Annotated in this window: 22 protein-coding genes; 6 read left to right on the top strand and 16 right to left on the bottom strand. The window is 68.0% G+C overall.

Going from position 1 to position 24,245, the window contains the following annotated elements; all coding sequences use genetic code 11:
- The first annotated feature begins 26 nt into the window (after window positions 1-26).
- Window positions 27-2,372, top strand: a complete 2,346-nt coding sequence (locus tag OXU32_02600; protein MDE0072858.1) for an ABC transporter ATP-binding protein — start codon at window positions 27-29, stop codon at window positions 2,370-2,372.
- Window positions 2,373-2,375: 3 nt separating this feature from the next.
- The gene (locus OXU32_02595; protein MDE0072857.1) at window positions 2,376-2,837 is read left to right on the top strand and encodes a DUF1854 domain-containing protein; all 462 of its coding nucleotides are present in this window, start codon (window positions 2,376-2,378) and stop codon (window positions 2,835-2,837) included.
- A 44-nt stretch (window positions 2,838-2,881) separates the two neighbouring features.
- On the opposite strand, the gene OXU32_02590 is transcribed toward OXU32_02595, so the two are convergent.
- The 5 genes from OXU32_02590 to OXU32_02570 are packed head-to-tail and all read right to left on the bottom strand — an operon-like array spanning window position 2,882 to window position 11,145.
- A complete protein-coding gene (locus OXU32_02590) occupies window positions 2,882-6,064 on the bottom strand; it encodes a M66 family metalloprotease (protein MDE0072856.1) in 3,183 nt (1,060 codons plus the stop codon).
- Window positions 6,061-8,556 (bottom strand): DNA gyrase subunit A, encoded by a 2,496-nt coding sequence (gene gyrA, locus OXU32_02585; GenBank protein MDE0072855.1) that lies wholly within the window; start codon window positions 8,554-8,556, stop codon window positions 6,061-6,063. The genes OXU32_02590 and gyrA overlap by 4 nt, the downstream gene beginning before the upstream one ends.
- Before the next feature lie 38 nt (window positions 8,557-8,594).
- Entirely contained in the window at window positions 8,595-9,014 is a 420-nt protein-coding gene (locus OXU32_02580; GenBank protein MDE0072854.1) for a hypothetical protein, read from the bottom strand.
- Complete coding sequence (locus OXU32_02575; protein MDE0072853.1) at window positions 9,005-9,697, bottom strand: CPBP family intramembrane metalloprotease; 693 nt, start codon at window positions 9,695-9,697, stop codon at window positions 9,005-9,007. The genes OXU32_02580 and OXU32_02575 overlap by 10 nt, the downstream gene beginning before the upstream one ends.
- Window positions 9,685-11,145, bottom strand: a complete 1,461-nt coding sequence (locus tag OXU32_02570; protein ID MDE0072852.1) for an aminotransferase class V-fold PLP-dependent enzyme — start codon at window positions 11,143-11,145, stop codon at window positions 9,685-9,687. The genes OXU32_02575 and OXU32_02570 overlap by 13 nt, the downstream gene beginning before the upstream one ends.
- 149 nt (window positions 11,146-11,294) lie before the next feature.
- Here OXU32_02570 and OXU32_02565 point away from each other — a divergent pair, with 149 nt between their 5' ends.
- Window positions 11,295-11,573 (top strand): hypothetical protein, encoded by a 279-nt coding sequence (locus OXU32_02565; GenBank protein ID MDE0072851.1) that lies wholly within the window; start codon window positions 11,295-11,297, stop codon window positions 11,571-11,573.
- Between the two features lie 40 nt (window positions 11,574-11,613).
- On the opposite strand, the gene OXU32_02560 is transcribed toward OXU32_02565, so the two are convergent.
- The 8 genes from OXU32_02560 to OXU32_02525 all read right to left on the bottom strand — a co-directional run bounded on the left by OXU32_02560 (window position 11,614) and on the right by OXU32_02525 (window position 16,115).
- Window positions 11,614-12,408, bottom strand: coding sequence for an isoprenylcysteine carboxylmethyltransferase family protein (locus OXU32_02560; protein MDE0072850.1), 795 nt, complete (start codon window positions 12,406-12,408; stop codon window positions 11,614-11,616).
- Complete coding sequence (locus OXU32_02555; GenBank protein MDE0072849.1) at window positions 12,408-13,085, bottom strand: hypothetical protein; 678 nt, start codon at window positions 13,083-13,085, stop codon at window positions 12,408-12,410. Before OXU32_02555 ends, OXU32_02560 begins: the two co-directional genes overlap by 1 nt.
- A 71-nt stretch (window positions 13,086-13,156) precedes the next feature.
- On the bottom strand, window positions 13,157-13,357 hold the full coding sequence (locus OXU32_02550; protein MDE0072848.1) for a hypothetical protein: 201 nt from the start codon (window positions 13,355-13,357) through the stop codon (window positions 13,157-13,159).
- Window positions 13,354-14,133 carry a phenylacetate-CoA oxygenase subunit PaaI gene (locus tag OXU32_02545; protein ID MDE0072847.1) on the bottom strand — a complete coding sequence of 260 codons (780 nt, stop codon included), beginning with the start codon at window positions 14,131-14,133 and terminating at the stop codon, window positions 13,354-13,356. The genes OXU32_02550 and OXU32_02545 overlap by 4 nt, the downstream gene beginning before the upstream one ends.
- Window positions 14,130-14,378, bottom strand: a complete 249-nt coding sequence (locus OXU32_02540) for a hypothetical protein (protein ID MDE0072846.1) — start codon at window positions 14,376-14,378, stop codon at window positions 14,130-14,132. The genes OXU32_02545 and OXU32_02540 overlap by 4 nt, the downstream gene beginning before the upstream one ends.
- A 20-nt stretch (window positions 14,379-14,398) precedes the next feature.
- On the bottom strand, window positions 14,399-14,725 hold the full coding sequence (locus tag OXU32_02535) for a metal-sulfur cluster assembly factor (protein MDE0072845.1): 327 nt from the start codon (window positions 14,723-14,725) through the stop codon (window positions 14,399-14,401).
- A gap of 65 nt (window positions 14,726-14,790) precedes the next feature.
- Entirely contained in the window at window positions 14,791-15,726 is a 936-nt protein-coding gene (locus OXU32_02530) for a phenylacetate-CoA oxygenase subunit PaaI (protein MDE0072844.1), read from the bottom strand.
- An 89-nt stretch (window positions 15,727-15,815) separates the two neighbouring features.
- Window positions 15,816-16,115 carry a metal-sulfur cluster assembly factor gene (locus OXU32_02525; protein MDE0072843.1) on the bottom strand — a complete coding sequence of 100 codons (300 nt, stop codon included), beginning with the start codon at window positions 16,113-16,115 and terminating at the stop codon, window positions 15,816-15,818.
- 113 nt (window positions 16,116-16,228) lie between these two features.
- On the opposite strand from OXU32_02525, the gene OXU32_02520 reads away from it, so the two are divergent.
- Window positions 16,229-17,503, top strand: a complete 1,275-nt coding sequence (locus OXU32_02520; protein ID MDE0072842.1) for a N(4)-(beta-N-acetylglucosaminyl)-L-asparaginase — start codon at window positions 16,229-16,231, stop codon at window positions 17,501-17,503.
- Between the two features lie 147 nt (window positions 17,504-17,650).
- Entirely contained in the window at window positions 17,651-18,652 is a 1,002-nt protein-coding gene (locus tag OXU32_02515) for a TauD/TfdA family dioxygenase (GenBank protein ID MDE0072841.1), read from the top strand.
- A 46-nt stretch (window positions 18,653-18,698) separates the two neighbouring features.
- On the opposite strand, the gene OXU32_02510 is transcribed toward OXU32_02515, so the two are convergent.
- From OXU32_02510 to OXU32_02500, 3 genes are all read right to left on the bottom strand, one after another.
- Window positions 18,699-19,985 carry a DUF4143 domain-containing protein gene (locus tag OXU32_02510; GenBank protein ID MDE0072840.1) on the bottom strand — a complete coding sequence of 429 codons (1,287 nt, stop codon included), beginning with the start codon at window positions 19,983-19,985 and terminating at the stop codon, window positions 18,699-18,701.
- A 221-nt stretch (window positions 19,986-20,206) separates the two neighbouring features.
- The gene (locus tag OXU32_02505) at window positions 20,207-22,348 is read right to left on the bottom strand and encodes an Ig-like domain-containing protein (protein MDE0072839.1); all 2,142 of its coding nucleotides are present in this window, start codon (window positions 22,346-22,348) and stop codon (window positions 20,207-20,209) included.
- Between the two features lie 12 nt (window positions 22,349-22,360).
- Window positions 22,361-22,852, bottom strand: a complete 492-nt coding sequence (locus OXU32_02500) for a putative toxin-antitoxin system toxin component, PIN family (protein ID MDE0072838.1) — start codon at window positions 22,850-22,852, stop codon at window positions 22,361-22,363.
- Between the two features lie 66 nt (window positions 22,853-22,918).
- Here OXU32_02500 and OXU32_02495 point away from each other — a divergent pair, with 66 nt between their 5' ends.
- Window positions 22,919-24,223 (top strand): aminomethyl transferase family protein, encoded by a 1,305-nt coding sequence (locus OXU32_02495; GenBank protein ID MDE0072837.1) that lies wholly within the window; start codon window positions 22,919-22,921, stop codon window positions 24,221-24,223.
- Window positions 24,224-24,245: the final 22 nt, after the last annotated feature.

Raw genomic sequence — 24,245 nt, 5'->3', positions numbered from 1 at the left:
CGTTTTCTTTTGCGGAGTGAGAGAGAATGCGACAGAGCGAGGAGATGAAGAGGCGCGGCGGGGGAATGGACCGCGAAATCGTCACCCGGTACACCAACCAGCCAGCGAGAATGCCCGCCGGGGCGAGGGACGCCATCGAGGCGGCGTGGAGCGGTGCACCGGTGCAGCTCTACGCCCTGGCCGACCTGGACCCCGGGCTCCGCTTGGCGGAGACCTGGGTCGCCCTGGGACCGGAGCACCTGGCGGTAGCGCGGCGGGGGACCGCAGGTCACGACACTCCCGACGAGAGTGCGCCTGGAGAATGGGAGATACACAGCGTTCCACGCTCCGCGATCAAGGCGGTCAGCGAATCACCGGGCCTCTCCGGCACCGTGTTGTCCTTTCTGGCCGAGCCGGACGAGCCGCCGCTCGCCACGGTGCGCTACACGCACAGGCAGCGGCGCGCGATGGAGAATCTGCGCTTCGTCGTCGAGGAGCGGTTGCGCGGCAGACGCATCGAGTCGGCGGCCCCGGACGAAACCTACGCCGAGAGCGTGGCGGGACCGATCCGCGAAGCCCAGGCCATCGTCGCGGGCTCTCGCGTAGCCGTGATCTGGAGGTTGCTCGGCTACCTGCGGCCGTACCGAAAGGAGGTAACCGCCGGGCTGGCGGCGGCGGGATTGATCACCCTGGTGAGCCTGATCCCGCCCTACCTCGCCGGATACCTGTTGGACGATGTCATCCAGCCGGTGCAGGACGGCACGCTGGATGTCTCCCGGGGCGCGCTGGCGGCATGGGTCGCGGTGGGAGCGATGGCGCTGGTCTACGTCGTGCGCCAGGTGGGCGCCCTCGTGCGGCTGCGCATGCTCTCTGTGCTGGGCGAGTGGGTCGCGCGTGACCTGCGCACCGAGTTGTACGAGCATCTCCAGCGGCTCTCCATGTCCTTCTACATGCGCAAGAAGACCGGAAGCATCATTACGCGCGTGAGTTCGGACACCGACCGGCTATGGGAATTCCTGGCCTTCGGAGTGGTCGACGTGTCGCTGTCGCTGGTGATGCTGACGGGACTCGGCATCGTGCTGCTGACCCTGGACTGGAAGCTCGGGCTGGTGATGACGGCGCCGGTTCCGGTTTTCTGCTGGGCCATCTACCTGCACGGCGAACGCATCCAGCGCCTGTTCATGCGCGCGTGGCGCAAGTGGTCCGGCGTGACCGACATCCTCTCGGACACGATCCCCGGCATGCGCGTGGTGAAGACCTTCAACCAGGAGGCGCGCGAGACGCGGCGCTTCGACCGGCGCAATGCGAGCGTTACGGAGGAGTACAACCGTATCCACCGAATGTGGACGACCTTCTGGCCGGGGCTGATGCTTGCGGTGCACGGGACCACGGTGGCCGTGTGGGCCTTCGCTCTGCCGCGGCTGCTCGAGGGGCCAGGCGCGGACCCCGGCCTGTCGGCTGGGACCTTCGTCTCGTTCCTGCTCTACACCACCATGTTCATCGGGCCGGTGGAGATCATCGGCCAGATGGCGCGCACCATGAACCGCGCGACAAGCTCGGCGCACCGCGTCTTCGAGGTGCTCGACACCGAACCGGAGATCGTTGAGCAGCCGCGGCCGGTGCGCCTGGAACCGCTCGCGGGCCGCGTGTCCTTCGATTCGGTGACGTTCGGGTACGACGGCGTACGGCAGGTCCTGCGCGGGGTGAGCTTCGACGTCGAGCTCGGCGAGATGATCGGGTTGGTGGGGCCGTCCGGAGGCGGGAAGACGACGGTCGTCAACCTGATCGCGCGCTTCCACGACACCACGGGCGGGAGCATCCGCATCGACGGCGTCGACATCAGGTCACTCGAGATCGGGCACTACCGCCGCCAGATGGGCATGGTGCTCCAGGACCCGTACCTGTTCCACGGCACCGTCGTCGAGAACATCCGCTACGGACATCCGGAGGCGGATCTGGAGCGGGTGATCGAAGCGGGAATGGCCGCCAACGCGCACGACTTCATCTGCCGCTTGCCGCACGGCTACGACACCGTGGTGGGAGAACGCGGACAGACGCTTTCCGGCGGAGAGAGGCAGCGGGTGTCGATCGCGCGGGCGATCCTGCACGACCCGCGCATCCTCATTCTGGACGAGGCCACCAGTGCCGTGGACACGGAGACGGAGCGGAAGATTCAGGAGGCGCTGGACCGGCTGGTGGCCGGGCGCACCGTGTTCGCGATCGCGCACCGGCTGTCCACCCTGCACCGGGCATCGCGCCTCTTCGTGATGAAGGACGGCAGGCTGGCGGAAGCCGGCACGCACGAGGAGCTGCTGGCGCACCCGGACGGCATCTATCGCCGTCTGCACGAGATGCAGTTGGAACTGCAGCGTCCACGACGACGGGAGGATTGAGACATGCAAGGCCTGCGGTTGGAGCGACACATCGACGGACAGCTATGGGCGCGGACCGGAGACCGCGAGGTCCGCGTGAAGGTGCACCGGTGCTTTCCCTGGTCGGAGCCGGGGCGGTTCGTCTCGCTGCGGGATGCCGAGGAGGACGAGGTTGCCCTGGTGCGCGACCTCCGCAAGCTCGACCCGGGATCGCGCGCGGCCCTCGAAGACGCGCTCGCGGCGGCCGGCTTCGTGCTGGAGGTGACGCGCATTCACGCGGTGGACGACGAAGTGGAGATCCGGTACTGGCGGGTCGAGACGCGCCAGGGTCCGCGCTCCTTTCAGACCAGGCGCGACGACTGGCCCCGTCAGCTGTCAGATTCGAGCTTCCTGATCCGGGACGTCTCGGGCGACCTCTACCACGTGCGCGACACCCGCGCGCTGGATCGCGAGAGCCGGGAGTGGCTGTGGGCGTACGTGGAGTAGTGGATGAGGGGGCGGGGGCGGCGGCGCGGCCGCCAGCCGTCCCGTCACCTCCGCAGCCGCACCGCCTCCTTGGGTCCGCGGGTCATGCTCACTTCCAGGTCGGATGCGTTCCTGAGCACGTCCGGCAGCGCCCCGTCCCAGTCCCGCAGGATTGCTCGAATGCGACCCGTCCCGTGCTCGGTGACCACGGTAATACGGCGCTCGTCGGTCTGGTCCAGGTACGCCCCGCCTTCCGGCCCCGTCAGCGTGATGCGGTCGAGCGAGTTCTCCCAACCGGGCTCGATCGGCACCGTGAAGAAGAAGTGCCTGCCGCCGTGGCCGTCCTCGGTGGGCGTGAAGTCCAGTGAGAACAGTGCCTGACCGTCCGAGTCGGTTCCGCGAATGCGGTACGGACCCGGCGCCTTGGGAAGCCTTGCTGCTGCATGCATCGAGAACACCGGATCGATCCACAACTCGTCATCGACGAGCCCACCCCACAGCACCAGCATGCCCGAATTCCGGATCGATGCTGCCGCCGCGACGCTGGCGGCATCCCCCGCCAACTCTGCGCGATGGTCGATCACCTTCTCGAAATGGTAGTCGCTGAGCCATGGCAACGTCTGGCAGTAGGTCATGACGTCCTTGCCGCGGTCGGGAGGCACCGTTGATCCATTGCGGAAGTCGTATCCCCAAACGCCGATGCTTCCGTCCGGGTAGGGGAACGCCGGATCGACGCCGCTGGGACCGCCGCATGGTGCGTGCTCGAGCGAGAGATTGTGTCCGACTTCGTGTGCCAGGGTAAAGGGGCTGGCCTCGCCCATGCCTACCCACCCCGGTAGCTGACCGCGACCCCGGACGAAACCGTTCACGCTTGCCGCGACCCCATAGTAGTACTCCGTGCTGCCTCTCAATGCTCGTAGCGCGTCGAGCTCGCTCAGGAGCCTGACTTGCCCGGATGAAGTGGTGAGGTCCAGAGACGTGTAATGGGGTGCGCGCCGATGGACGGTGAAGTCGGAGAATGGGAACGCTTGCCTCAGCAAGCCCAGTTCGGGGCTCTCGGCGGTGATGGCGCGCACCCAATCCAGAACCGACGTGTCGGGCTCCGCGATCTCCATGACCGGAACCAGAGTGAGCTGTATCGGAGGCACTTCCACCACGCTCAGCGACTCGGAGCCCTCGTCCGGGAAACGGGTTTCGCTTTCGGCGGTGATGGGCAGAGTTCCGTCAGGATCGACCTCGACGACCATCTCGACGCCCGGGACGATGACCTCGGCGGGAATCACGGCGTTGTAGGACAGCTCAAGATCGCCCTCTTTCGCCTCTGCGGGGATCTGGTTGCCATCGCGCGTCATGGCCGCGCGATGAACCTCGCTCCCGTCCGAGGCCGTGAATACCGCCACGACCTCGGGCTCGAAAAAACCTCTCGGTTCCCTGGCCGTGATGAATGCCCTCAACAGCGCGTCCCGGTTGGCGACCAGACGCACGCTCCGAGAGGGCGTTTGGACCGATTGGGTGAGATAGACCATCGGCAGGGACACCGTGACCTGATCCGGGTTGTCGCAGGTGGCGCCTGCCGTCTCCTCAATTGCGGTGTACCATGCCTGAAAGCCTGGTGAAGGAGACGCGCACAGGCCGGTGCCATCGTGGAGCAGCACGCGCACGCGCTCCAGCTGCCGGAGGGCGAACGGCAGCGCGCCCTGCAGCCCCGAATTCCGGCCCAGGCGGAGCTCGGTCAGTCCCTGCAACGTGGCGATGGGGCTCGGAAGCGCGCCGGACAGGTCGTTTTCAGTCAGGTCGACCACCCTGAGTTCAGTAAGGTTGACGATCTCTGAAGGCAGCGGACCGGACAATCCGTTGGCGGGCAGCGCCACCCCCACGACACGTTCGTCCTCGGTGGCCACGCCGTGCCATTCTTGCAGGGGAGCGTCCGTCCCCCACGCCGCCCGGTTCGCCCAAGACGGGCCGCCGGTCACATCGTGCAGGCTGATGAGCGCGAGTCGATCGACCTGCGCGGCATCGCAATCTGTCCTGTTTCCCTCCGGAATCTTGCGCAGCCACTCCTGGAACTTGTCGTCGACCTGAGCGCACAGGTCGGTCGCTCCGTACGACAACTCCCACAGGAACTCCAGGTCGAGCAGGCTCCGTGGCAATAAGCCGGTCACATCGTGGTTCTCATCAACGCGCAGCCAACGCAGCGCTGTGAGGTTGCCCAATGCCTCGGGAAGGGGACCGGAAAGCCGGTTTTCGTGAATCCAGAGCAACACCAGTTCCGACAGGTCTCCCAGCGAGACCGGGACTTGACCGGTGAACTCGTTGTCGTAGAGATGCAGCCATTCCAGCCCGGCCAGACCTCCCAATTCGCGCGGGATCGGGCCTGTAAGTCTGTTACGCGAAACCGACAGAAATTCAATCGCACCAAGACTCGCCAGTTCCGCCGGAATCGGGCCGGACAGTTGGTTGCGGGCGACGCTCAGGTACGTGAGCCTCGTCAGCTTGCCAAGTTCCGGCGGCATGGCACCCGAGAGTTGATTGTACGACAGGCGCAGCCTCCGCAGAGAATCCAGGTCGCCCAACTCGGCCGGAATCGGGCCGGACAGCTCGTTGTTGCCAAGCTCCAAGGAGTCGAGGCGCGACAGTGCACCGAGTCCCGCCGGAATCGTCCCGTCGAAGCTGTTGTCGGTCAGATCGAGAATGGTCAACCGGCTCAGCTTTCCCAAATCGGCGGGGACCGGACCCGTCAGCTCGTTGTCGCTCAGGATCAGCCATTCCAGTTGGGCCAGATCCCCCAGTTCAGGAGGGACCGGACCCGTCAGCTCGTTGTCGTTAAGGACCAGCCACTCCAGATGCGCCAGATCTGCGAGTTCAGGCGGCACCGGACCCGTCAACTCGTTTTCGTCCAGCACCAGCCATCTCAGGTGCGCGAGGTCTCCGAGGACGGGCGGGAGCGTTCCCGACAGGTTGTTGCCCGGGAGCGACAGCTCGGTGACGAAGCCGGCCGGATTGGTCAATACCCCGTGCCAGTTGCTGATGCTCTCGGTGGTGTTCCAGTTCCTCTGCTCATGCCACTGCGGTCCGCCCGTCGCGTTGTAGAAGGCGATGAGCGCGGCCCGGTCGGCCGTATCGGTCTGCTCGGGCGGAGAAGGCGGAGGAGTAGAGGTCGGAGCGGTCGGCGCCGGGTCGTCCGAGCAAACGGCCAGCAGGGCGGTGCAGAAGCCCAGCACCCAGACGCGTGATCTCCGTCGTGTCATGAGCCGGCGAAGAGCGGCGCCGTCTCCTCTCGTGCCGTCTTCTCCGGTGACCCCCCACCCCCCTGGGTGCGGGTCAGCCGGACCACGCGGTCGCCCACTTCCACCTCGGCCAGCGGCCTGCCGCGCGCGCCCTTCCCGGTGACCGGCACGTCCCCCGCCACCACCTGGGTGATGCGACCCGCCGCCGTCACCAGCATGACCGCGTCCTGGTCGAGGACCTCGATCGCGCCGATCAAGCTTCCCTGGCGGTCGCCGGGCGGAGGCAGGACCACGCCCAGGCCGCCGCGCTTCTGCCGCGGGTAGTCGCTCACGTCCGTGCGCCGGCCCCACCCCTGGTCGGACACGGCCAGCACCGTGCCTTCCCGGCGGATCAGGAGAGCGGACACCACCAGGTCGTCGCCGCGCAGCCGGATGCCCTTCACCCCGAACGCGGTCCGACCCACGACCGGCACCTGCCCCTCGGCGAAACGGATCGCACGCCCGTTGCGCGTCGCCAGCATGACGTCGGCACCGCCCTCGGAGAGCATCACCGTGACGATGCGGTCGCCCGGCCGCACCCGGGAGGCGGCCAGCCCGACCGCCCGCGGGTTCGAGAACTCCGACAGGCGCGTCCGCTTCACCGTGCCCCGCTCGGTCACGAACACCACGTGCCCGTCCGCGGTCAGGCTGTCGACCTGCAGCAGCGCCGTGAACGGATCCGCCCGATTGCCCTCCGTCAGGGCATACAGGGACTGCCCGCGCGACGCCAGCCCGCTCTCGGGAACGTCGGCCACGCTCAGGAAGTGGACATGGCCGCCTTCCGTGAACGCGAGGATCCACCCCTGGGTGCGCGCCACGAAGAGGCGCTCTATGTAATCGTCCGGGTAGCGCGCCATCCCCGCGAGCAGCTTCCCGCTCGCCAGCCGGCGGCGGTACAGGTGCACGGGCATGCGCTTCACGAACCCCTGGTGGCTGACGGTGACCACCACATCCTCGTCCGCCTCCGCGGCCTCCACGGTCTCCTTCGAGGCGGCCTTTCTGTCCAGAATGGTCGTGCGGCGCGCGTCGCCGAACTTCCGCACCCCCTCCTCCAGCTCCTCCAGCATCACCTGGAGCTGCCGGTACTCGCTCGACAGGATGTGGCGGAGCCGGCGGATGGTCTTTCGCAGCCCGACAAGCTCGTCCTCCAGCTTCTGGCGCTCGAGCGAGGTCAGGCGCGCCAACTGCATGTCCAGTATGGCGCCGGCCTGCCGCTCGGAGAGATCCAGCTCGTCCTGCAGCCGCTCCGCCGCCTGCGCGCGATCCTCCGATGAGCGGATGATCGCGATCACCTCATCGATGAAATCGAGGGCGCGCAGCATGCCCTCGACGACGTGCGCGCGGTCTTCCGCCTTGGCCAGCTCATGCTGCGACCGTCGCCGGATGACCTCCACGCGGTGATCGCGGAAGCGCTCCAGCATTTCCTTCAGGGTGAACTCGCGCGGCTCGCCCCGGTCCAGCGCCAGCATAATGGCGCCGAAGGTGGATTGCAGGCCGGTGCGCCGGAAAAGCCGCTTCAGCACCGTGCCGGCATCGGCGCCGCGCTTCAGCTCGATGACCAGGCGGACGCCGTCGCGGTCGGATTCGTCGCGCAGGTTGGACACCTCGGACAGCGAACCCTTGCGCGACAGCCCCGCGATCTGGGCGATGATCTTGGACTTCGAGGTGGCGTAGGGCAGCTCGGCAATCACCAGCTGCTCCCTTCCGCCGCGGATCTTCTCGCGCACCACGCGCGCCCGCATGACGATGCGTCCCCGGCCGGTGCGGTACATCTCCCGGATGCCCTTGCGCCCGACGATGAAGCCGCCGGTCGGAAAATCCGGCCCGGGAATGACCTCCATCAGCTCGTCCAGCGTCGGCTCCTCATCGTCCGTCAGCTTCCTGATCGCCGCAACCAGCTCCCCGAGGTTGTGCGGCGGCACGTTCGTGCTCATCCCCACCGCGATCCCGGCGCTGCCGTTCATCAGCAGGTTGGGGAGCCGCGAGGGCACCACGACCGGCTCCTGCAGGCGGTCGTCGAAGTTGGGCGTCCAGTCGACGGTGTCCCGGGCGATGTCGGTCAGAAGATCGGCGGCCACCCGCGAGAGGCGCGCCTCGGTGTACCGGTACGCCGCCGCCGGATCCCCGTCGATGGAACCGAAGTTGCCCTGACCGTCCACCAGCGGATAACGCAGCGAGAAATCCTGCACCATGCGCACCAGGGCGTCGTAGACGGCGCTGTCCCCGTGCGGGTGGTACTTGCCCAGCACGTCCCCGACCACGGTGGCGCTCTTCTTGTAGCTCCGCTCCGGGGCCAGCCCCAGCTCGTGCATGGCGAAGAGGATGCGCCGGTGCACCGGCTTGAGCCCGTCGCGCACATCCGGCAGCGCCCGCTGGACGATGACGCTCATCGAGTAGTCGAGGAACGACTCCCGCATCTCCTGCTCGATGGGACGCGGAAGAATGCGTTCCCTCGACCGGGCTATCTGCATCATGACTACTCCTCGGCCGGGGACCTGAAAACGTGCGGCGCTCAGGCTTCGGCGGCCGCCGCGAATGCGGACGAAACCACCCGCAGCGGCAGCGACACCTGATGCTCGCCGTCGAGGTCGACATCGAAGGCGTAACGTCCCGGGGTCCTGAAGACGATCCCGTCCATGTTCAGGATGTGGGGAATCTTCAGTTGTCCGCCATCACTCGCCGGGCCGGGCCCGAACTTGACCTTGCCGTCCAGGCGCAGGACGTCCTCCCCCGACGGCCCGCGCAACCGAATCCTGATGGCGTGTTCCCCGGCCTGCGCCAGCCCCGCCGAGAAGCGCAGCACCAGGGAGATGAGGCCGTGCTTGGCCGGAAACCGCGTGGAGGTGATCGAATCGAAGATGCCCAGGATGTTCAGCTTGCCGGCGCTGTCCACCGTGGCGGCGTCCGCCAGCAAAGCGAGGTCTACGCGCACGCCTCGGTTCCTCCGTCTCGATGGGTGAGCAGCCTCTCGCCGAGAACCAGCCCGGCGACCAGATCGATCGTGATGTGCGCGGCCATCGCGGGCCAGATGCTCCCGGTCAGAATGAACGACGCGGCGAAGGCGAACCCGGCCACCCCGGTCGTCACGATACCCCGCGCACCCTGGTAGGAATGTAACAACCCGAACGCCGCCGAGGTGACCGCCGCGGCCATCCACGGGCCCACCGACATCGCCCCCAGCGCCGACATGGCGTACCCCCGGTAGGCGATCTCTTCGCCCGTCCCGGCAACGAAGGAAAGGCCCGCGAAGTACGCCCTCTCGCGGCGGGTGCGTGGAAGCAGCCGGGCCAGGAAGGGCGAGTCGCGCAGCCCGGCGGCACGGGCGATCCACGTGAACAGCATCATGATCCCCAGGACCGCCGCGGCGATCGCGGCCGTCCACGCCACGAACGCGAAGGGGTCGAGCGGCGCCAGCCCCAGGGCGGGCAGTCCGACGCCGGTCACCCCGACGATCGCGCTGGCCGCTCCCAGGACGAAGATGAAGATCCCGGAACTCACGTACACGGGAATGCGCGCAAGCTCCTGGTTCTTCCTGGCAAGCCACAGTTGCGCGACGCCGTTGATGGGAGCGAGGACGAGCAGCACCGCCAGCAGGATCTGGTCTACGAGGTGCACGCCGCCGCCCTCACGCGCCGCTGTCCGATCTCTTCCACGCGCTCGAGGGTGGCGCGCACGTCCTGCCAGGTGCTCCGGTAGTTGAGGATGCAAAGGCGCAGCGAGTAGGCGCCCTGAAGCCGCGTCGAGGAGATCATCGCGAAACCGCTCTCGACGATCTCGTCCTGGATCTCGCGGTTGAGCGAATCCAGCGCCGGCGCATCCATGCCGGGCGGTCGAAAGCGGTAGCAGACCACGCCCAGGCTGGCCGGGCTGAGCAGCTCCAGGCGCGCGCGTCCCCGGATCCAGGCCTCCGCCCTGCGCGCCAGCTCGAGCGCACGTCCGATGACGACTCGGAACTCCTCCAGCCCCAGGATCTGGACCGACATCCACACCCGCAGCGCCCGGAAGGAGCGGCTCAACTGGAGTCCGCGGTCGGCGAAGTTCACGTGCTCCAGGCTCATGTCCGTGTCCTGCAGGTACTCGGGCATGATCCGGAAGGCATCGCGCAGCAGCGCCGGGTCGCGCACCATCAGGCACCCCGTCTCATAGGGCTGGAAAAACCACTTGTGCGGATCCAGAACCACACTGTCGGCACGTTCGATGCCCTTGAGGCTCCGCCGCGCGGCTTCGTCGAGGACCGCGAAGCCGCCGTAGGCCCCGTCGATGTGGAACCAGAGGCCCTCGCGCTCGCACAGATCGGCGATGGCGTCCAGCGGATCGATGGCCCCCGTGTTGGTGGCTCCCGCGTTGGCGGACACCATGAAGGGCGTTCTTCCCTCGGCCCGGTCGTAGCGGATCATGTGCTCCAGCACCTCGACATCGAGCCGGTAACGGTCGTCGGTGGGCACGCGGCGCAGGTTGTCCGCGCGGAAGCCGCAGATGCGCGCGGCCCGTTCCACGGACGCGTGGCACTGATCGCCCTCGTACAGCATCAGCCGCTCGCCGTCGCCCGCCGCGTGGCGCGCGGCCACCATGGCGTTCAGGGTCGCGGCCGAGCCCCCGCTGGTGAACACACCCCCCGCGGTCTCCGGCATGCCCAGCCATTCGCGGAACCAGTCGAGCACCACCAGCTCCACCTGGCTGGGACCCGCCGATTCCAGCCACGTGCCCTGGAAGACGTTGAAGCCGCCGGTGAGCATGTGCGCCAGGAAGCTCGGCCAGGTGGGCGAGGAGGGAATGAAGGCGAAAAAGCGGGGATGATCGATGCGCCCCGCGTAGGGAAGGACGTCGCGCAGAACCCGGTCGATGACCTCGTCCGGATCGCGGCCGGTCTCGGGAGCCGCCTCGCGAAGACGGGCTTCCGTGTACGCCCGGTCGGCGGTGCCCCAGGCGCGGTCTTCGCGGAGGCCGGTCCAGCGGGCCACCACCCGGTCCACCATCTCGTATCCCAGGCGGCGCATCAGGTCGGCGTCCAGTTGCAGCGCGCCCGCTTCGGCGCGCGCGTGTTCGGGTCCGGGCCCGGTCACCTCTCCTCCTTCCGGCATTGACGCGCAGATACCGGGTTTCCAGTTTGTTTCTCCATCGCCCCGGGACCCTCGCCGGGTCACGGCGGCAGACTCCAACCTCCCAAGGTAGCATGGCCGCAAGCGGTGTACGGCAAACCCCGGTCTTTCGAGTGATCGACGCCTTGGACGCGCCCCATGGCGGCCGCATTCTGCGGCTCCAGCTGCAGGACGGCCCGCCGCCCCGGGTGCGCGACCTCCGGGGTTCGCGGCTCACCGCCACGGCTCCCGACGGAACCCGGCGCAGCGTCACGGTGACAGGGTTCGCAGCGTTCGGAGGCAGGGTCACCAACCGCCGCCTCGCCGATACGGGCCGCGTCGACGTCCACGTGCGGGAAGACGCCTCGGGTACCGATCCGGTGTCGATCAAGTGGCTGCTCACACCGTCGTGAGGACGAATCGCGACCATCGCCTCTCCCCGACCGGCGCCGTCTACCTGCCCTCCACATCGAGCAGCGTCGAGTCCTTCTTGAGCCGCCAGAGCACGACATACACCACCGTGCCGGCTCCGAAGTAGATCCCCCAGAAGGGCGCCAGATCGAGACCGTTCCCTGCGCCCAGCGTCTCCGCGACTTCCAGCGCAGTGGTCGCAGCCACCCAGGCGTACAGGGCGGCGTGGTCCCGCCCGAGCGCGAACAGCAGCGAGAACGGCAGCCGGTACGGCCGCCAGAGCCGCGGAGCCGGCAATAGCGCGGGCGTGCGCGCCGCCCAGCGGGTGAAGTCGGAGCCGAAACGTGCCTGCAGGAAGCGCTCCTCGGCGAGCATGATGCGCCCGTTGTAGCTCCAGAACACGAGAATGGTGACCGCCACGGCGGCGAGACTGCCCGTGGTCGTGGCCACGCCCGCCCAGATCAGGAGGTTCCCCAGGTATAGGGGATGGCGCACCACCGAGTACATCCCCTCGGTGCTCAGCGCGGTGGCTTCGAGCTTGCGGGTTCCCCGGCCTGAAGTCCCGGCCGGCGCATGCCCCACGGTCCAGGTGCGCAGCACCAGCCCCGCTACGGCCACCAGCATTCCCGTCAGCTCCCAGCCGTCCAGTTGGCCGGCAGTGCCGGGTGGGAAGGCGAAGCTCAGGGCGGCGAGAGCGGCCAGGACGAGCAGCGGCAGATAGCTGCGCCAGCGAAAGAGCCAGTTCCCGGTCCGGGCCCATTCCTCGACCAGCCCCGCATCGGGAGATTCGCGACCCCGCGCTCCCGTGTGCGGAGCCGGCGGGTCGCGGTCCGGCATCAGCGCAAGCCGGGCGGGTTGGTCTCGAAGGCGCTCCGGAACCAGGTACGGTATGCCTCCTGCGCCCCGGCGCTCTCGTCCAGCCAGGCGTCCCGCTCCATGGCGAACTCCTCCGCGCGCGCGGTCAGCAGATAGGCGTCCAGATAACCGTTCTCGCTGGAGAAGAGCAGTTCATCCAGGGGCAGATAGGGAGCCCAGCCGTACAGCGATCGACCGTAGAACCAGACGTCCGCGGTGCGGGCCACGATCGCCCGCTCGAGTTCGTACCCATCGAGCCCTACCGCATCCGGAAGCCACTCATCCAGCCGTTCCATCCGGTGCATGAGGTGCAGGTGCGCGTATACCAGGTACACGGGCCGCGCGTCGGCGATGGTTCCGTCCAGGCCGCCGCGGGCAGTGTCACCTTCCATGACGAAGTTCTCCCAGGGCATGACGGGTCCGTCGTGGAAGTCGGTGATAATGAGAAAGGTGGGATCCTCCCGGATGTTGTCCAGCTGCGGGCGAAGCCAGATGTCGATGGAGTCCATGCGCGCGGGATCGGGAGGGACGCGCGCGCCCGAGAGAGTGATCAGGCCGCGGGAGGGAGGCAGGGCCGACGAGGCCGAGCAAGCGGCAAAAAGGACCATGGCGAGCGCCGCGCCGAGGGCGCCGCGATGCGATGTGGAAAACTTCACCATGAGTCTCGTCTGGATGGGAAGTGGTGGTGTCAAGGTTGTCTGGATGCGTACCCGCGAGCCGCCGGTATGCTTCAGGGGACAAGCGGGGAATCTGCCCCCGCCCACTTGATGTGCTCGAACGCGGTGCGGCAGCGGTCGCACCAGTAGGTTGCCACCGAGAGCTGGCTGCCGAACGGATTGACCAGCCGGGTCTCGGTGCGGTCGCAGAACGGGCATCTGGGGGACGCGGGAAGGCCGGTCGTGGCGCCGGCCGCGACCTCGTCGGCGCTCATTCGACGAACAACGCGCGGTTGCGGTCCCCACGGGCGCGCTCGACAGCGTCTCCGGCAGGCTCACCGGCCGGGCGGCGGCGGCTGGCGATCCAGTCGCCGGGGAGCGGCGGATCGGTGGCGGGCACCATGCCCAGCGCCGACAGGGGCTCCGCCAGCCTCCGCGCCAGCCTGGCGCGCGCATCGCCCGGTTGGCCCGTCACTCCCGCCCCGGCGAGCAGCTCGGCTTCGTCGTCGCCGGGCAGGAGGCACGTGACCGCGTCGGGCAGCATCGACTCGACGGCGGCGGCCAGAAGCTCCCGTCCTTCCTCGGAGCCCTCGCTGATGCGGCGCATCCAGGCTTGTCCGAAATCGCGGTGGAACGCTTCCTCCGCGAGCATCTTGGGGATGCGCCGGCGGGCCGCGTCGTAGGCGCCCCTCGCAAATCCCTCCAGCGCCAGCGAAAGGGTCCCATCCACCACCACGATGCCGGCGACGACCGCGGCCCAGTCGGCAAAGGGCTCGTCCAGGCAGGACGCCGAGCAATACTCGGCGGGCGGGCGGGAATGCTCGACCTCCACGGGGTCGACGCCGAAGTCCTTGAGCATCGCGTAGAGGAGGCGCGCATGGCCCCACTCGTCCTGCGACATGGAGGCGGTCGCGATGCCGCTCTCGATGGAGGGGGCCCCCAGCAGCCAGTCGCTGTAGCGGATGCCGAGCAGGCGCTTTGTGTCGGCGAACGACAGGACGAGCCTCTGGAGCGCTTCCCGGACTTCGGGGGAAAAGTCCCGGGCGTTCACCCCAGCTCCCCGGCGCGGCGCCCGAGCCGGCCTGTCGCGCGCGCCGCATACGGGCCGTCGATCCGGTTCACCGGGATGATGTGGGCACGGCGCACGACGCACATCTCGAACCAGTTCTCCTCGTCGTAGGTCTTCCAGGCGTAGACGCGCGCCAGGGCATCGTCGGGGGCGTCCACGTAGCCTATGTGGCGGAGCGGCTCGCTCCTCTGCTTGCGCGCGAATACATCGTAGACGGCTTCCTCCATGGTGCCCTCCGCCGGCGCCCTCAGGCGCTCACCCCGGCACCCCGGAGCGCGCGCCGTCCCGCGGGGCTGATGCGGGCGCTCGTCCAGGGCGGATCCCATACCTGTTCGATCTCCACCGCCGCAATCCAGGGCTCAGCGAGCAGCCGGTCGCGCACGTCCTCCTCGATGAATTCCATGCACGGGCACGCCGTGGCGGTGAAAGTCAGGCGAACCTCGACCCGCTCGCCGTCCACCCGCACCCCGTAGATCAGCCCCAGGTCGGTCACGCTCACGGGAAGCTCCGGGTCGAGCACCTCGCCGAGCGCGCGCCATACGGCCGCCTCCGGATCATGGGGCCGCTCCGACAGGGGCTCGGACCACAGGTCGCGCCCGCCGCTCATGTGCGAGGCCACATGCAGCGGCAGCCCGACGCTCAGTTCAGCCACGAGCTCACCTGGCCGCGCGAGCGCCGGATCGACTCGACGTAGATCTCGTTCATCGGGCCGCGCCCCTTCCAGCGCTCGAAGACCTGGCCCCACGTGATTGTCCCCTCCTCGAAGAGCCAGCGCTTCTCGCTCGCGTCGTACTGGCACGGGAAGGGATAGTCGAGCACGTACGACTGCGAGGCCTCGTCGAAATGCGCCGGGACGTCGAGGCCCAGCCGCTCGCACAGGGGCACCGTGGACGACATCCAAAGCTGCCGCAACTGGTCGTTGGTGAGCCCCTTCAGCCTGTACTCGAGCTGGCCGCTGTGGCGCTTGCGGTCGTCGGGCAGGCCGAACCACTCCACGGTCATCGGGAACATCCAGTCGACCGACCGCTGAAGAATCTCCTTGGCCGCGCCGCCGGCCCGGGCCAGCCGCCGCATCCACACCTCCCCGTGTCGCAGGTGGAAGGTCTCCTCCATGTCCACCTTCACCAGCGCCCGCTTGAGCGGCCCGTAGGAAGTGTTGCGGTGCACGTCCGAGAGCAGGCAGATGCCGGCGCGGTCGAAGAAGCCATTGGCCACCACCAGGTCCGCCCAGTTGTCGAGGGGCTGGTCGAAGCCGTAGGGGTGCTTGAACTCGTGCGGCTCCCGCTCGTAGACCAGCTTCTGCTTGGAGATGCCCATGTCCTCCAGCAGGCGATAGGCGATGTTGGCGTGCGCCAGTTCGTCCTGGATGATGGCGTGCGCGCTCACCTGGGTGTTGGCGGAGGGCGCGTGGCGCGCGGCCATCCAGTAGGAAGGCGCGCTCATCAGTTCGGTGTCGGCCTGGACCGTGAGCTGGATGGCGAGCGCCTTCCTGTAGCCCTCGGTCATCTCCTCGGGAGATTCCACGATGTAGCCCTTCTGCACCCGGGCCTTGATTTCTTCTTCAGTGAAGGGCACGGCCACCCGTCCTTTCCGAGGTCATCGGCGTCGGCGAATCCGTCCGCGACCCCCCGCGCGCGGACCGTGCCTCCGCCGGGCGGTCTTCGTCAGAGCCCCAGCGAGGAGCGGATGAGGGGGCTGATGCGCTCCGGGGTCCAGGGAGGATCGAAGGTCAGTTGCACCTCGGCGTTCTCGACGCCCTCCACGCCCGCTACCGCGGCGCGCGCATCCTCCACGATCTGTGGCGCGGCGGGGCACATCGGTGTGGTGAGTGAGATGCGCACCTGGACGTTCGCGTCCTCGATCTCGATGTCATACACCAGCCCGAGCACCACCAGATCCAGGTGCAGCTCGGGATCCTTCACCGTGCGCAACGCCTTGCGAACCGCTTTCTCGCTGATCTTCATGTGCTGAAACTTGCTTGGCCCGAGAGGGCCTGTCCATACTTTCGCAGTTCGCCGGCTGCGGGCGCGAACGTGCCCGTGGCCGGCCCGTCGAACCCTTCGCCGGATTCCTGAAGATGAAACGTCGCGACTTCGTCAAGACCGCCGCCGCCGCGGGCGTGGCCGGCGCCGTGCCGCGCACCCTGGACGGCGCTGGACCGAGCACCCTGGATGGGGCGCCCACGGTGTACACCCCCCAGTCGGTCTCCCCGGTGGTGATCTCCGACACCAGCGGCATCCGCTTCACCAACGGCGGTCCGGAGAGCGCGGTGGAACGGGCGTTCCGGATGATCGTCGAGGGCGCAGACGTGCTGGACGCCCTGGTCGCGGGGGTGAACATCCCCGAACTCGACCCCACCGAAACCGGGATCGGCTACGGCGGCCTCCCCAACGCGAACGGGGTGGTGCAACTGGACGCCTGCTGCATGCACGGGCCGAAGAAGCAGGCCGGAGGCGTGGCGGGGCTCGAAGGCGTGCGCACCCCCTCGCTGGTGGCCAAGGCGGTCATGGAATACACCGACCACCACCTGCTGGTGGGCGCGGGCGCGCAGGAATTCGCCCGCATGATGGGCTTCGAGATCGAGGACGACCTCAACACCGACCGCTCCCGCGAGCTGTGGCTGGAATGGAAGCGGCGCATCGACCCCGGCCACTTCCCCGATCCGCGCAGGGGGCGCCCGGGCGGTACGGGCAGCGGAGCCGGTCTCGACGCCGGCGCGATGAATGGCGCTGGTGCGGGAAGCCGTGAGGCAGCGGCAGGCGCAGCCGGCCCGGAGGAACTCGCACGCGCCCGGGCTGCCCTGCGGGACCACCACTACGCGGGCTACCAAGCCGGTCTGGACATGGTGCGCGAGGGCCTCATCGACGAAAACAGCTTCTGGGGCACCATCAACTGCGACGGCATCGGGCCGGGCGGGGACATCTGCGGGGTGACCACCACCAGCGGGCTGTCCTGGAAGATTCCCGGACGCGCGGGCGACTCTCCCATCCTGGGCGCCGGGCTCTACGTGGACGGCGACATCGGCGCCGCGGGCTCGACCGGCCGGGGCGAGGCCAACCTGTTCAACCTGTGCTCCTTCCTCATCGTCGAGAGGATGAGGGACGGCATGCATCCGCTGGACGCGAGGATGGCGGCGCTCGAACGGATTCGCGCGAACACCGTGGAGGAGCGTCTCCTCAACTCGCGCGGCGAGCCCAACTTCAACGTGCGCTTCTTCGCGCTCAACAAAAGGGCGGAGTACGCGGGCGTGTCGATGTACGCATCCGGCCAAGTCACGTACGCCGTATGCGACGAGAACGGTGCGCGCGAGCTGCCGCTGGAGGGGCTGCTGGAGGGCTCGCCGGCGGACTGAGGGGTCCGGTTCCCGGTTCCGTCCGCGGTATGTAATCCACCTTTGGTTTTTGCGCACGAGATTACACAGATGACAGATCCGACGGCATCATCCCACGGCAGGCCCGCTGCCGGGGTGCGAGGCTCCGACGTCTGGTATGGATCCGAGATGAGCGGATCCGGGAGTTGGATCCGCCACCTCACGGAGGGAGAGATCCGCGAGATCCACCTCGCCGTGGGGAGAGTGGAGCGCAAGGGCCTCGACATCGCCGGCATCACGCGGGACGACTTCCTCCTGCCGGGCCTGGCGCCCGAACTTGCGCGCATCCGCGAGGAGCTGCTGCGCGGGCGCGGGTTCGTGCTCATGCGGGGCCTGCCGGTGAAGGGCCGGTCGATGCGGCAGATGGCGACCGCCTTCTGGGGGATCGGCACGCACCTCGGGGAAGCCATCTCCCAGAATGCCAAGGGGCATCTGCTCGGCCATGTGAAGGACATCGGCCACGACCCCCACAACCCCGAGCACCGCCTCTACGCGACGCGCGCGCGCCATCGCTTCCACACCGACTCCTGCGACCTCGTCGGGCTCTTCTGCGTGCGCCCGGCGAAGGAGGGCGGGCTGAGCAGCATCTCCAGTTCCGCCACCATCTACAGCGAAATGCGCCGACGGCGGCCCGACCTGGCTGAGCTGCTTTCGCGCCCGATCCATATCGACCGCAAGGGCGAAATCCCCAAAGGCAAGGGCCCCTGGTACCGGATGCCCGTCTTCAACCATCACGCCGGCTGTATTACGACGTATTACGCCCGCGATTTCTTCGATGGCGCCCAACGCCACGAGGGGGTGCCGCCGGTGTCACGCGCGCAGACCGAGGCCATGGACCTGTTCGAAGACCTGGCGGCCCGCCAGGACATCCGCCTCGACATGGAACTCCGGCCCGGCGACATGCAGTTCGTGCACAACCACCAGATCGTCCATTCCCGCACCGGGTACGAGGACCATCCCGAGCCCGAGCGCAGGCGGCACCTGCTGCGGCTCTGGCTGTCCGCGAGCGACGGGCGCGAGCTTCCGCCGGCCTACGCGGAGCGCTACGGAAACATCGCCCTCGGCACGAAGCGAGGCGGGATCATGGTGCCCGGGACGAAGCCCTACGCGCCGCTGGAGGCGGAGGGGTGAGGGAAGGGCTGGATCGTGCCGCGCTCATCGGCGGGGGAGTGAAGCTCTAGGGCCCAAGCGCCGCCAGCGGGATTACGCTCACTCCGTCCGGACGCACGTACCCGTATCCGCGTTCGACGATGACGCCCAGCGCGGCGGGCTCGCCACACCGGCTCGTGTCGACCCGATCAGCGAACTTCAGGAGTGACCGCGCCGCTTCGTCGATCCGGCTGAGGCCGAGCTTGATCTCGAAGGCCATCCAGCGGCCGGGGCCGGCGTCAACGATGGCATCCACCTCGAGACCCGTATTGTCACGGTAGTGGTACACCCTCCCTCCCATGGCCTGGGCATACACCCGAAGGTCGCGGATCACCATCGACTCGAAGAGCAGACCGAACCAGGCGAAATCGTGGAGCAGCGACTCCGGTCCCGCATCCAGCGCGGCCACGGCGATGGATGGATCCACGAAGTGACGCTTCGGGGCAACGCGCAACCGGGAACGAGAGCGCAGATGGGGCCCCCAGGGCGGTTGGTCTTCCACAACCATGAGGCGTTCGAGGCTTGTGAGGTATGCACGGGCGGTGTGCCCGGTCATGGAGCCCGGATCGGGCCCGACAACGTCACGCGCGATGGTTGCGAGCGAAGCCGGCGTTGCCACGTTGCGAGCCAGCGACTGAAAGAACCGGAGAACTCTCGCCGGATCTCGCCGCACCCCGTCGACCCGCCGCAGATCGGCACGGCAGATGTCGTTGACGTAGCTGCGGTTGACGCGGATGGCATCCAAGGGGGAGGAGCCCAGATGTCCTGGCCAGCCGCCAACGCAGATCAGTTCAGCGAGGTTCTGCACGGACAGATCGATGCTTGGGCTCCTTACCGGGTCTCCGTGGAGCACATCTTTCAGCGACACCAGACCGGTGCTGTTTCCGAGCTCGAAGAGCGACATGGGGCGCAGCCGCAGACGCACGATTCGGCCGGCACCGGTGTGCCGCGTGCTCTCGTCGGGAGGAACGGCCGATCCGGTGAGGATGAAGTGGCCCTTGCCGGGACGCTCGTCCACAACCCGGCGCACATGGTTCCAGATCACGGGCGCAGTTTGCCACTCGTCGATCAGGCGTGGGGTTGCTCCTTCGAGCACGAGCCTCGGATTGACCGCGATCATGTCCTGCGCCGCCTGGTCGACATCGAGGAGGACTTCGCTTGCGGCCATCTGATGAGCGGTTGCCGTCTTGCCGCAGGCTCGCGGGCCTTCGATGAGAACCGCTCCTGCCGCAGCAAGGCACTGCTCCAACTCCTCGTCGGCCACACGCGGTGCGTACCGCTCGGCTTCAACTCCAACCGACAGGCGCGGTCCCATGCTGAAGGCTCCTTGAGAGCGAGTTGTAACCGGCAGCGACGAAGAAGATTAGCAGGACATAAACACGTTTGCAACGTCAGGCACAACATTATTGCAATCGCATGATAAACAAAAATGCATCGGCACCAGAGACAGAATCGCAACAGGGCGACGGGGTTTCCGGGTCAGGCGTTCCCTGTCCGCTTTTTCGCGATTGAACCCCTGAAGCCAGGAGAACGCGATCAGCGCTCCGGAGACCTCAGGTACCGCACCACATTGCCGTCGCGGTCCACGACCATAAGCGGCATCACCAGGATCTCCCTGCCGAAGTCGATGGTGTGCCGGCGAGCCCTCCGCGGCGCTTCGACCCCCGCCGCCGCCTGCGCCGCGTACTGCGGGGGCGGCAGCACGTATTCATCCGCGACGCTGTAGTCGACCTCCGGGTATCCGATGTCCACGAATGACGCGAGGCTGACCACGCTCATCGGATTGGGGCCGCGGTCGGGGAAGGGGGTCATCAGCTCGGAACGGAAGACCAGCTCGCGCCAGTGTCCGTTCCACACGCCCTTGCCGCCCTGGTGCTGCACCGGCACGAGATCGCTGTCCGTGTAGTTGTTGCCGCGGATCTCGTCGAAGGCCGCCTTTGCCGCGGCGCCGGTGAAGTGCGTATTCGCGTTTCGGTCGGCCCGGGCCGAGTCCTGCAGGAGGCCCAGGTGCGACCACAGGGTTCCGAACCCGATCACATGCGCCATCTCATGGACGATGGTTTCCTCCAGTTGCTCGTTGGCCTCCATGCTGTCCAGGTCGGCGATGTCGAAGAACATCACCCCGACCGCGGGCAGCGAGTTGTCCTCGCGGAGCTGGCAGGGCCCGGCGCCTCCGAAGATGCCCGAGCGCCCGTCGATCTCCTTGATTTCGACGTAGATCAGCAGATCGTCGACCACCCGGTCGCCGGGGACGTCTCCGGACATTTGGTTTGCCGTGAGGCAGTTGACGAGGGAGGACCTGGACAGCGGGCTGGTCCGGGTGAGGTTGCCGGTGATCGCGCTCTCCCAGAACCGTTCGGCCTCCTCGAAGGCCGCGCGCTGCGAGGCCGTGAGCAGCGACGAGGTGACGTGCTCTAGTTCGATGTCGTAGACCGCCGGCGTCGCCTCCGCGCTGAAGGTTGCCGTGGCCGACGTGCCGTCCGCGTTGGCTACGCTCGCGGTGAGCGTGTAGGTGGTTCCGGGGGTCCTGCCGAGGAACCATCTGTCGACCGCCGCGAACCCGGCCGAGTCGGTCGTCGCCTCCTCCGGGACGACCCGGCTGTCACCGCTCGGGGAGAAGGTGACCCTGGTATCCGACACCGGGTTGCCGTCGGCATCCTCCGCTCGAACGCGGGGCGCAACGGGCACGGGGAGCACGATTTCCGTCCGCTGCCCGTCACCCTCCACGGCTACGAGTTCGGCAACCGGCGCGGCCAGGGCGGTGGCGCGGAAGATGACCCGGTTCACCCCGGGGGCGGTGGCGCGCAATTCCTGCGGCCCGGGGTCACCCATCGTCCATGGGCCTGCGGAGGCGATCCCCTCGGCATCGGTCACGGCACTGGACGACGGCACCGAGCCGCCCCCGGCCGTGACCTCGAAGGTGACGGTGACCCCGCTCAGCCCGGCACCCGACCGGGAGATCACCCGTACCCGCACGGGTTCTTCGGTTTCTCGTCGCGTCCGGGCCACCTGCCCGTCACCGGAGTGAATGAGCATGGCGTGGGGTGGCTCGGCCATGGCAGTAAACACCGCGTTGGGACCTTCGGCCACGGACGCGATCACCGATTGGACGCCGGCACCGTCGCCCAGCGTCCAGAGCGTCTGCGCCTCGCCCGCCGGGTCGGTCGTGGCTGCGGCGGGAGTGACGGAGCCGCTCCCTGGCGCGGGTGAGAAGGACACAGCCACGCCCGCGACCGGCCTCTGGCCCGCGTCCAGAAGGCGGCCGACGAGCGGCTCGACCAGGGGCCCGCCCGGACTACCCGTCTGTGCGTCGCCGCCAACCCGCTCCAAGGTGGTCGGCGTCTGGTTGACCGTAACCGCGGCCGTCCCGCTGACTGCTTCGAAGACGGCCCTGACCGTGCCGGCTCCGTTCGCAAGGGCCGTGACCACCCCGGAGGAGTTCACGCTGAGGACGGCGGGGGCATCCGTCGTCCAGGATACCGTCCCCTCCATAGCGCTCCCGTCTTCATCCAGGATGGTCGCGGTGAACGTCCTCGACTCGCCGAGAAAGGTGAATGTGGCTGACCCGGGCGACACCACAATGGACGCCGGGCTCGGCGGGTCGAACTCCAGCGCACACCCCGCCACCGCAACCGTCAGCCCCAGACGGACTGCTGCGCCGAGCGATGCGCGTGTCATGGCGTTGCCTCGTCAGCCGGCGGGATGCCGGTGGTCCAGTCGAGCCGCGGCGTCGCGGTCATCCTGCGCCGGAGCGGCCGTGACTCGGAGCATGTCCAGGAAATCACGCGAACGAATGACCTTCACGTTCCGATAGGGAGAAGTTGCAAGGAGCGCCTTGTCGCTGCTCACCACGTACCCGGCTCCGGCGGCCACCGCACACGCGAGAAACTTGTCGTCGTCGGAGTCCTCGCACACAGCTTCGGGCAAGGGAGGCGCCGACACCAGCGTGGCGTTGGCCGCGATCATCTCCAGGACGCGTTCGAAATCCGCGCCGGGAAACCGCGCCGACAACCGTTCGCCGACCCGAACGTATTCCCGAAGGACCTCGGGGGACACCACCACCTCGAATTGCCCGGCTCGCCACGCCGCCAGCACGTCGCGGGGCGGGCCGCCGAAAAACACACCCGGCAGGAAGACGCTGGTATCCACGACGACCCTCACGCCGCCGGCCCCGGTTGTCACCAAGTCGCTCATGACGGACTTTTGGGGACCGTACGCCATCCCGTCAACCCGGAATCCCGGACACCCATGGTCAGCCATCCTGTTTCCGTCGATCAGTCCGATCGCATCGTACCCATCAACCTTCGCCAGAGCGGCCGGACCCCCGTGGAGCTGCTCATTTCCACCCGCGTGCGGAAGTCGCCGTACTGGCACCTGTCCCACGATGCGGGCTGCTGGCGCGCAACAACCTACAACCGCATCTACCACCCGCGCGGCTACGTGCGGCCGGAGGACGGCGGCGCGGCGGCCGAACACGAAGCGCTGACGCAACACGTCACGCTCTGGAATGTCGCCGTGGAACGCCAGATCCGGGTGAAGGGACCGGACGCCGAGCGATTCACCGACTACGTCATCACGCGCGACGCCACCCGCATCGAACCGATGCACGGCAAGTACGTCATCCTGTGCAACGAGCGGGGCGGCATCCTCAACGACCCGGTGCTGCTGCGCCTGTCGGACGATGAGTTCTGGTTCTCCCTCGCCGACTCCGACCTGCTGTTCTGGCTCCAGGGCGCCAATGTGGGGATGAGGATGGACGTCGAGATCGACGAGATCGACGTGTGTCCGCTGCAGATCCAAGGGCCGAAGTCGTTGGCGCTCATGGCCGATCTGGTGGGCGACGGCATCCGCGAAATCCCCTACTACGGGCTCATGGAAGCGGAGATCGCAGGGTGTTCGGTGGTGATCTCGCAGTCGGGATTCTCGGGGGAGAAGGGGTACGAGATCTACCTGCGCGACGCGACGCTGCACGCCGAGAGGCTGTGGCACGCGGTGCTCGACGCGGGCGAGGCGCACCAGCTCATGGTGATCGCCCCCGGCCATCAGCGCCGGATTCAGGCGGGCATCCTGTCGTGGGGACAGGACATGGACCACGAGACCGTTCCGTTCCAGTGCAACCTGGGATACCAGGTGCCGCGCGAGAAGGAGGGCGACTACATCGGCCGGGCGGCGCTGGAGCGGATGCGGGCAGAGATCGAGGCCGGCCGGCCGCCGTTTGCCATGACGCTGGTGGGGATGAGGATGGGCGGCAGGCCCATCGACGACTACGCGCCCGATTTCTGGCTGGTGTCCGGCGCGGATGCGGGCGACCCGATCGGATACCTGACCTCGCCCTGGCACGCGCCCGAGCTGGGATGCAACATCGCGCTGGGTTACGTGCCCGTCGGGATGTCCGCCGTCGGGACGGAACTCACGGTCTGGCTGCCGGACGAGTACGCGAGCGAGGCGGGCAAGCCCGATCGAGCCCGGGTGTGCGAGGTTCCGTTCCGGCCCTCGGCCACCCCCAGTGCGCGCGAAGTGGCGCACGCGCGGGGCGAGGATGCCGTGAAGTAGAGGCGCACGCGGGAAGGATGCG

The organism is Gammaproteobacteria bacterium (assembly GCA_028819075.1).
Taxonomy (GTDB): domain Bacteria; phylum Gemmatimonadota; class Gemmatimonadetes; order Longimicrobiales; family Gaopeijiaceae; genus BD2-11.
The sequence above is the reverse complement of the archived record's forward strand: the minus strand, read 5'-3'. Positions and strand labels throughout refer to the sequence as shown.

Coding starts and splice junctions, on each gene's coding strand:
- OXU32_02600 (MDE0072858.1), top strand. CDS start 27: ATGCGACAGAGCGAGGAGATGAAGAGGCGCGGCGGGGGAATGGACCGC.
- OXU32_02595 (MDE0072857.1), top strand. CDS start 2,376: ATGCAAGGCCTGCGGTTGGAGCGACACATCGACGGACAGCTATGGGCG.
- OXU32_02590 (MDE0072856.1), bottom strand. CDS start 6,064: ATGACACGACGGAGATCACGCGTCTGGGTGCTGGGCTTCTGCACCGCC.
- gyrA (MDE0072855.1), bottom strand. CDS start 8,556: ATGATGCAGATAGCCCGGTCGAGGGAACGCATTCTTCCGCGTCCCATC.
- OXU32_02560 (MDE0072850.1), bottom strand. CDS start 12,408: ATGCCGGACCGCGACCCGCCGGCTCCGCACACGGGAGCGCGGGGTCGC.
- OXU32_02555 (MDE0072849.1), bottom strand. CDS start 13,085: ATGGTGAAGTTTTCCACATCGCATCGCGGCGCCCTCGGCGCGGCGCTC.
- OXU32_02550 (MDE0072848.1), bottom strand. CDS start 13,357: ATGAGCGCCGACGAGGTCGCGGCCGGCGCCACGACCGGCCTTCCCGCG.
- OXU32_02540 (MDE0072846.1), bottom strand. CDS start 14,378: ATGGAGGAAGCCGTCTACGATGTATTCGCGCGCAAGCAGAGGAGCGAG.
- OXU32_02525 (MDE0072843.1), bottom strand. CDS start 16,115: ATGAAGATCAGCGAGAAAGCGGTTCGCAAGGCGTTGCGCACGGTGAAG.
- OXU32_02520 (MDE0072842.1), top strand. CDS start 16,229: ATGAAACGTCGCGACTTCGTCAAGACCGCCGCCGCCGCGGGCGTGGCC.
- OXU32_02515 (MDE0072841.1), top strand. CDS start 17,651: ATGAGCGGATCCGGGAGTTGGATCCGCCACCTCACGGAGGGAGAGATC.
- OXU32_02510 (MDE0072840.1), bottom strand. CDS start 19,985: ATGGGACCGCGCCTGTCGGTTGGAGTTGAAGCCGAGCGGTACGCACCG.
- OXU32_02505 (MDE0072839.1), bottom strand. CDS start 22,348: ATGACACGCGCATCGCTCGGCGCAGCAGTCCGTCTGGGGCTGACGGTT.
- OXU32_02495 (MDE0072837.1), top strand. CDS start 22,919: ATGGTCAGCCATCCTGTTTCCGTCGATCAGTCCGATCGCATCGTACCC.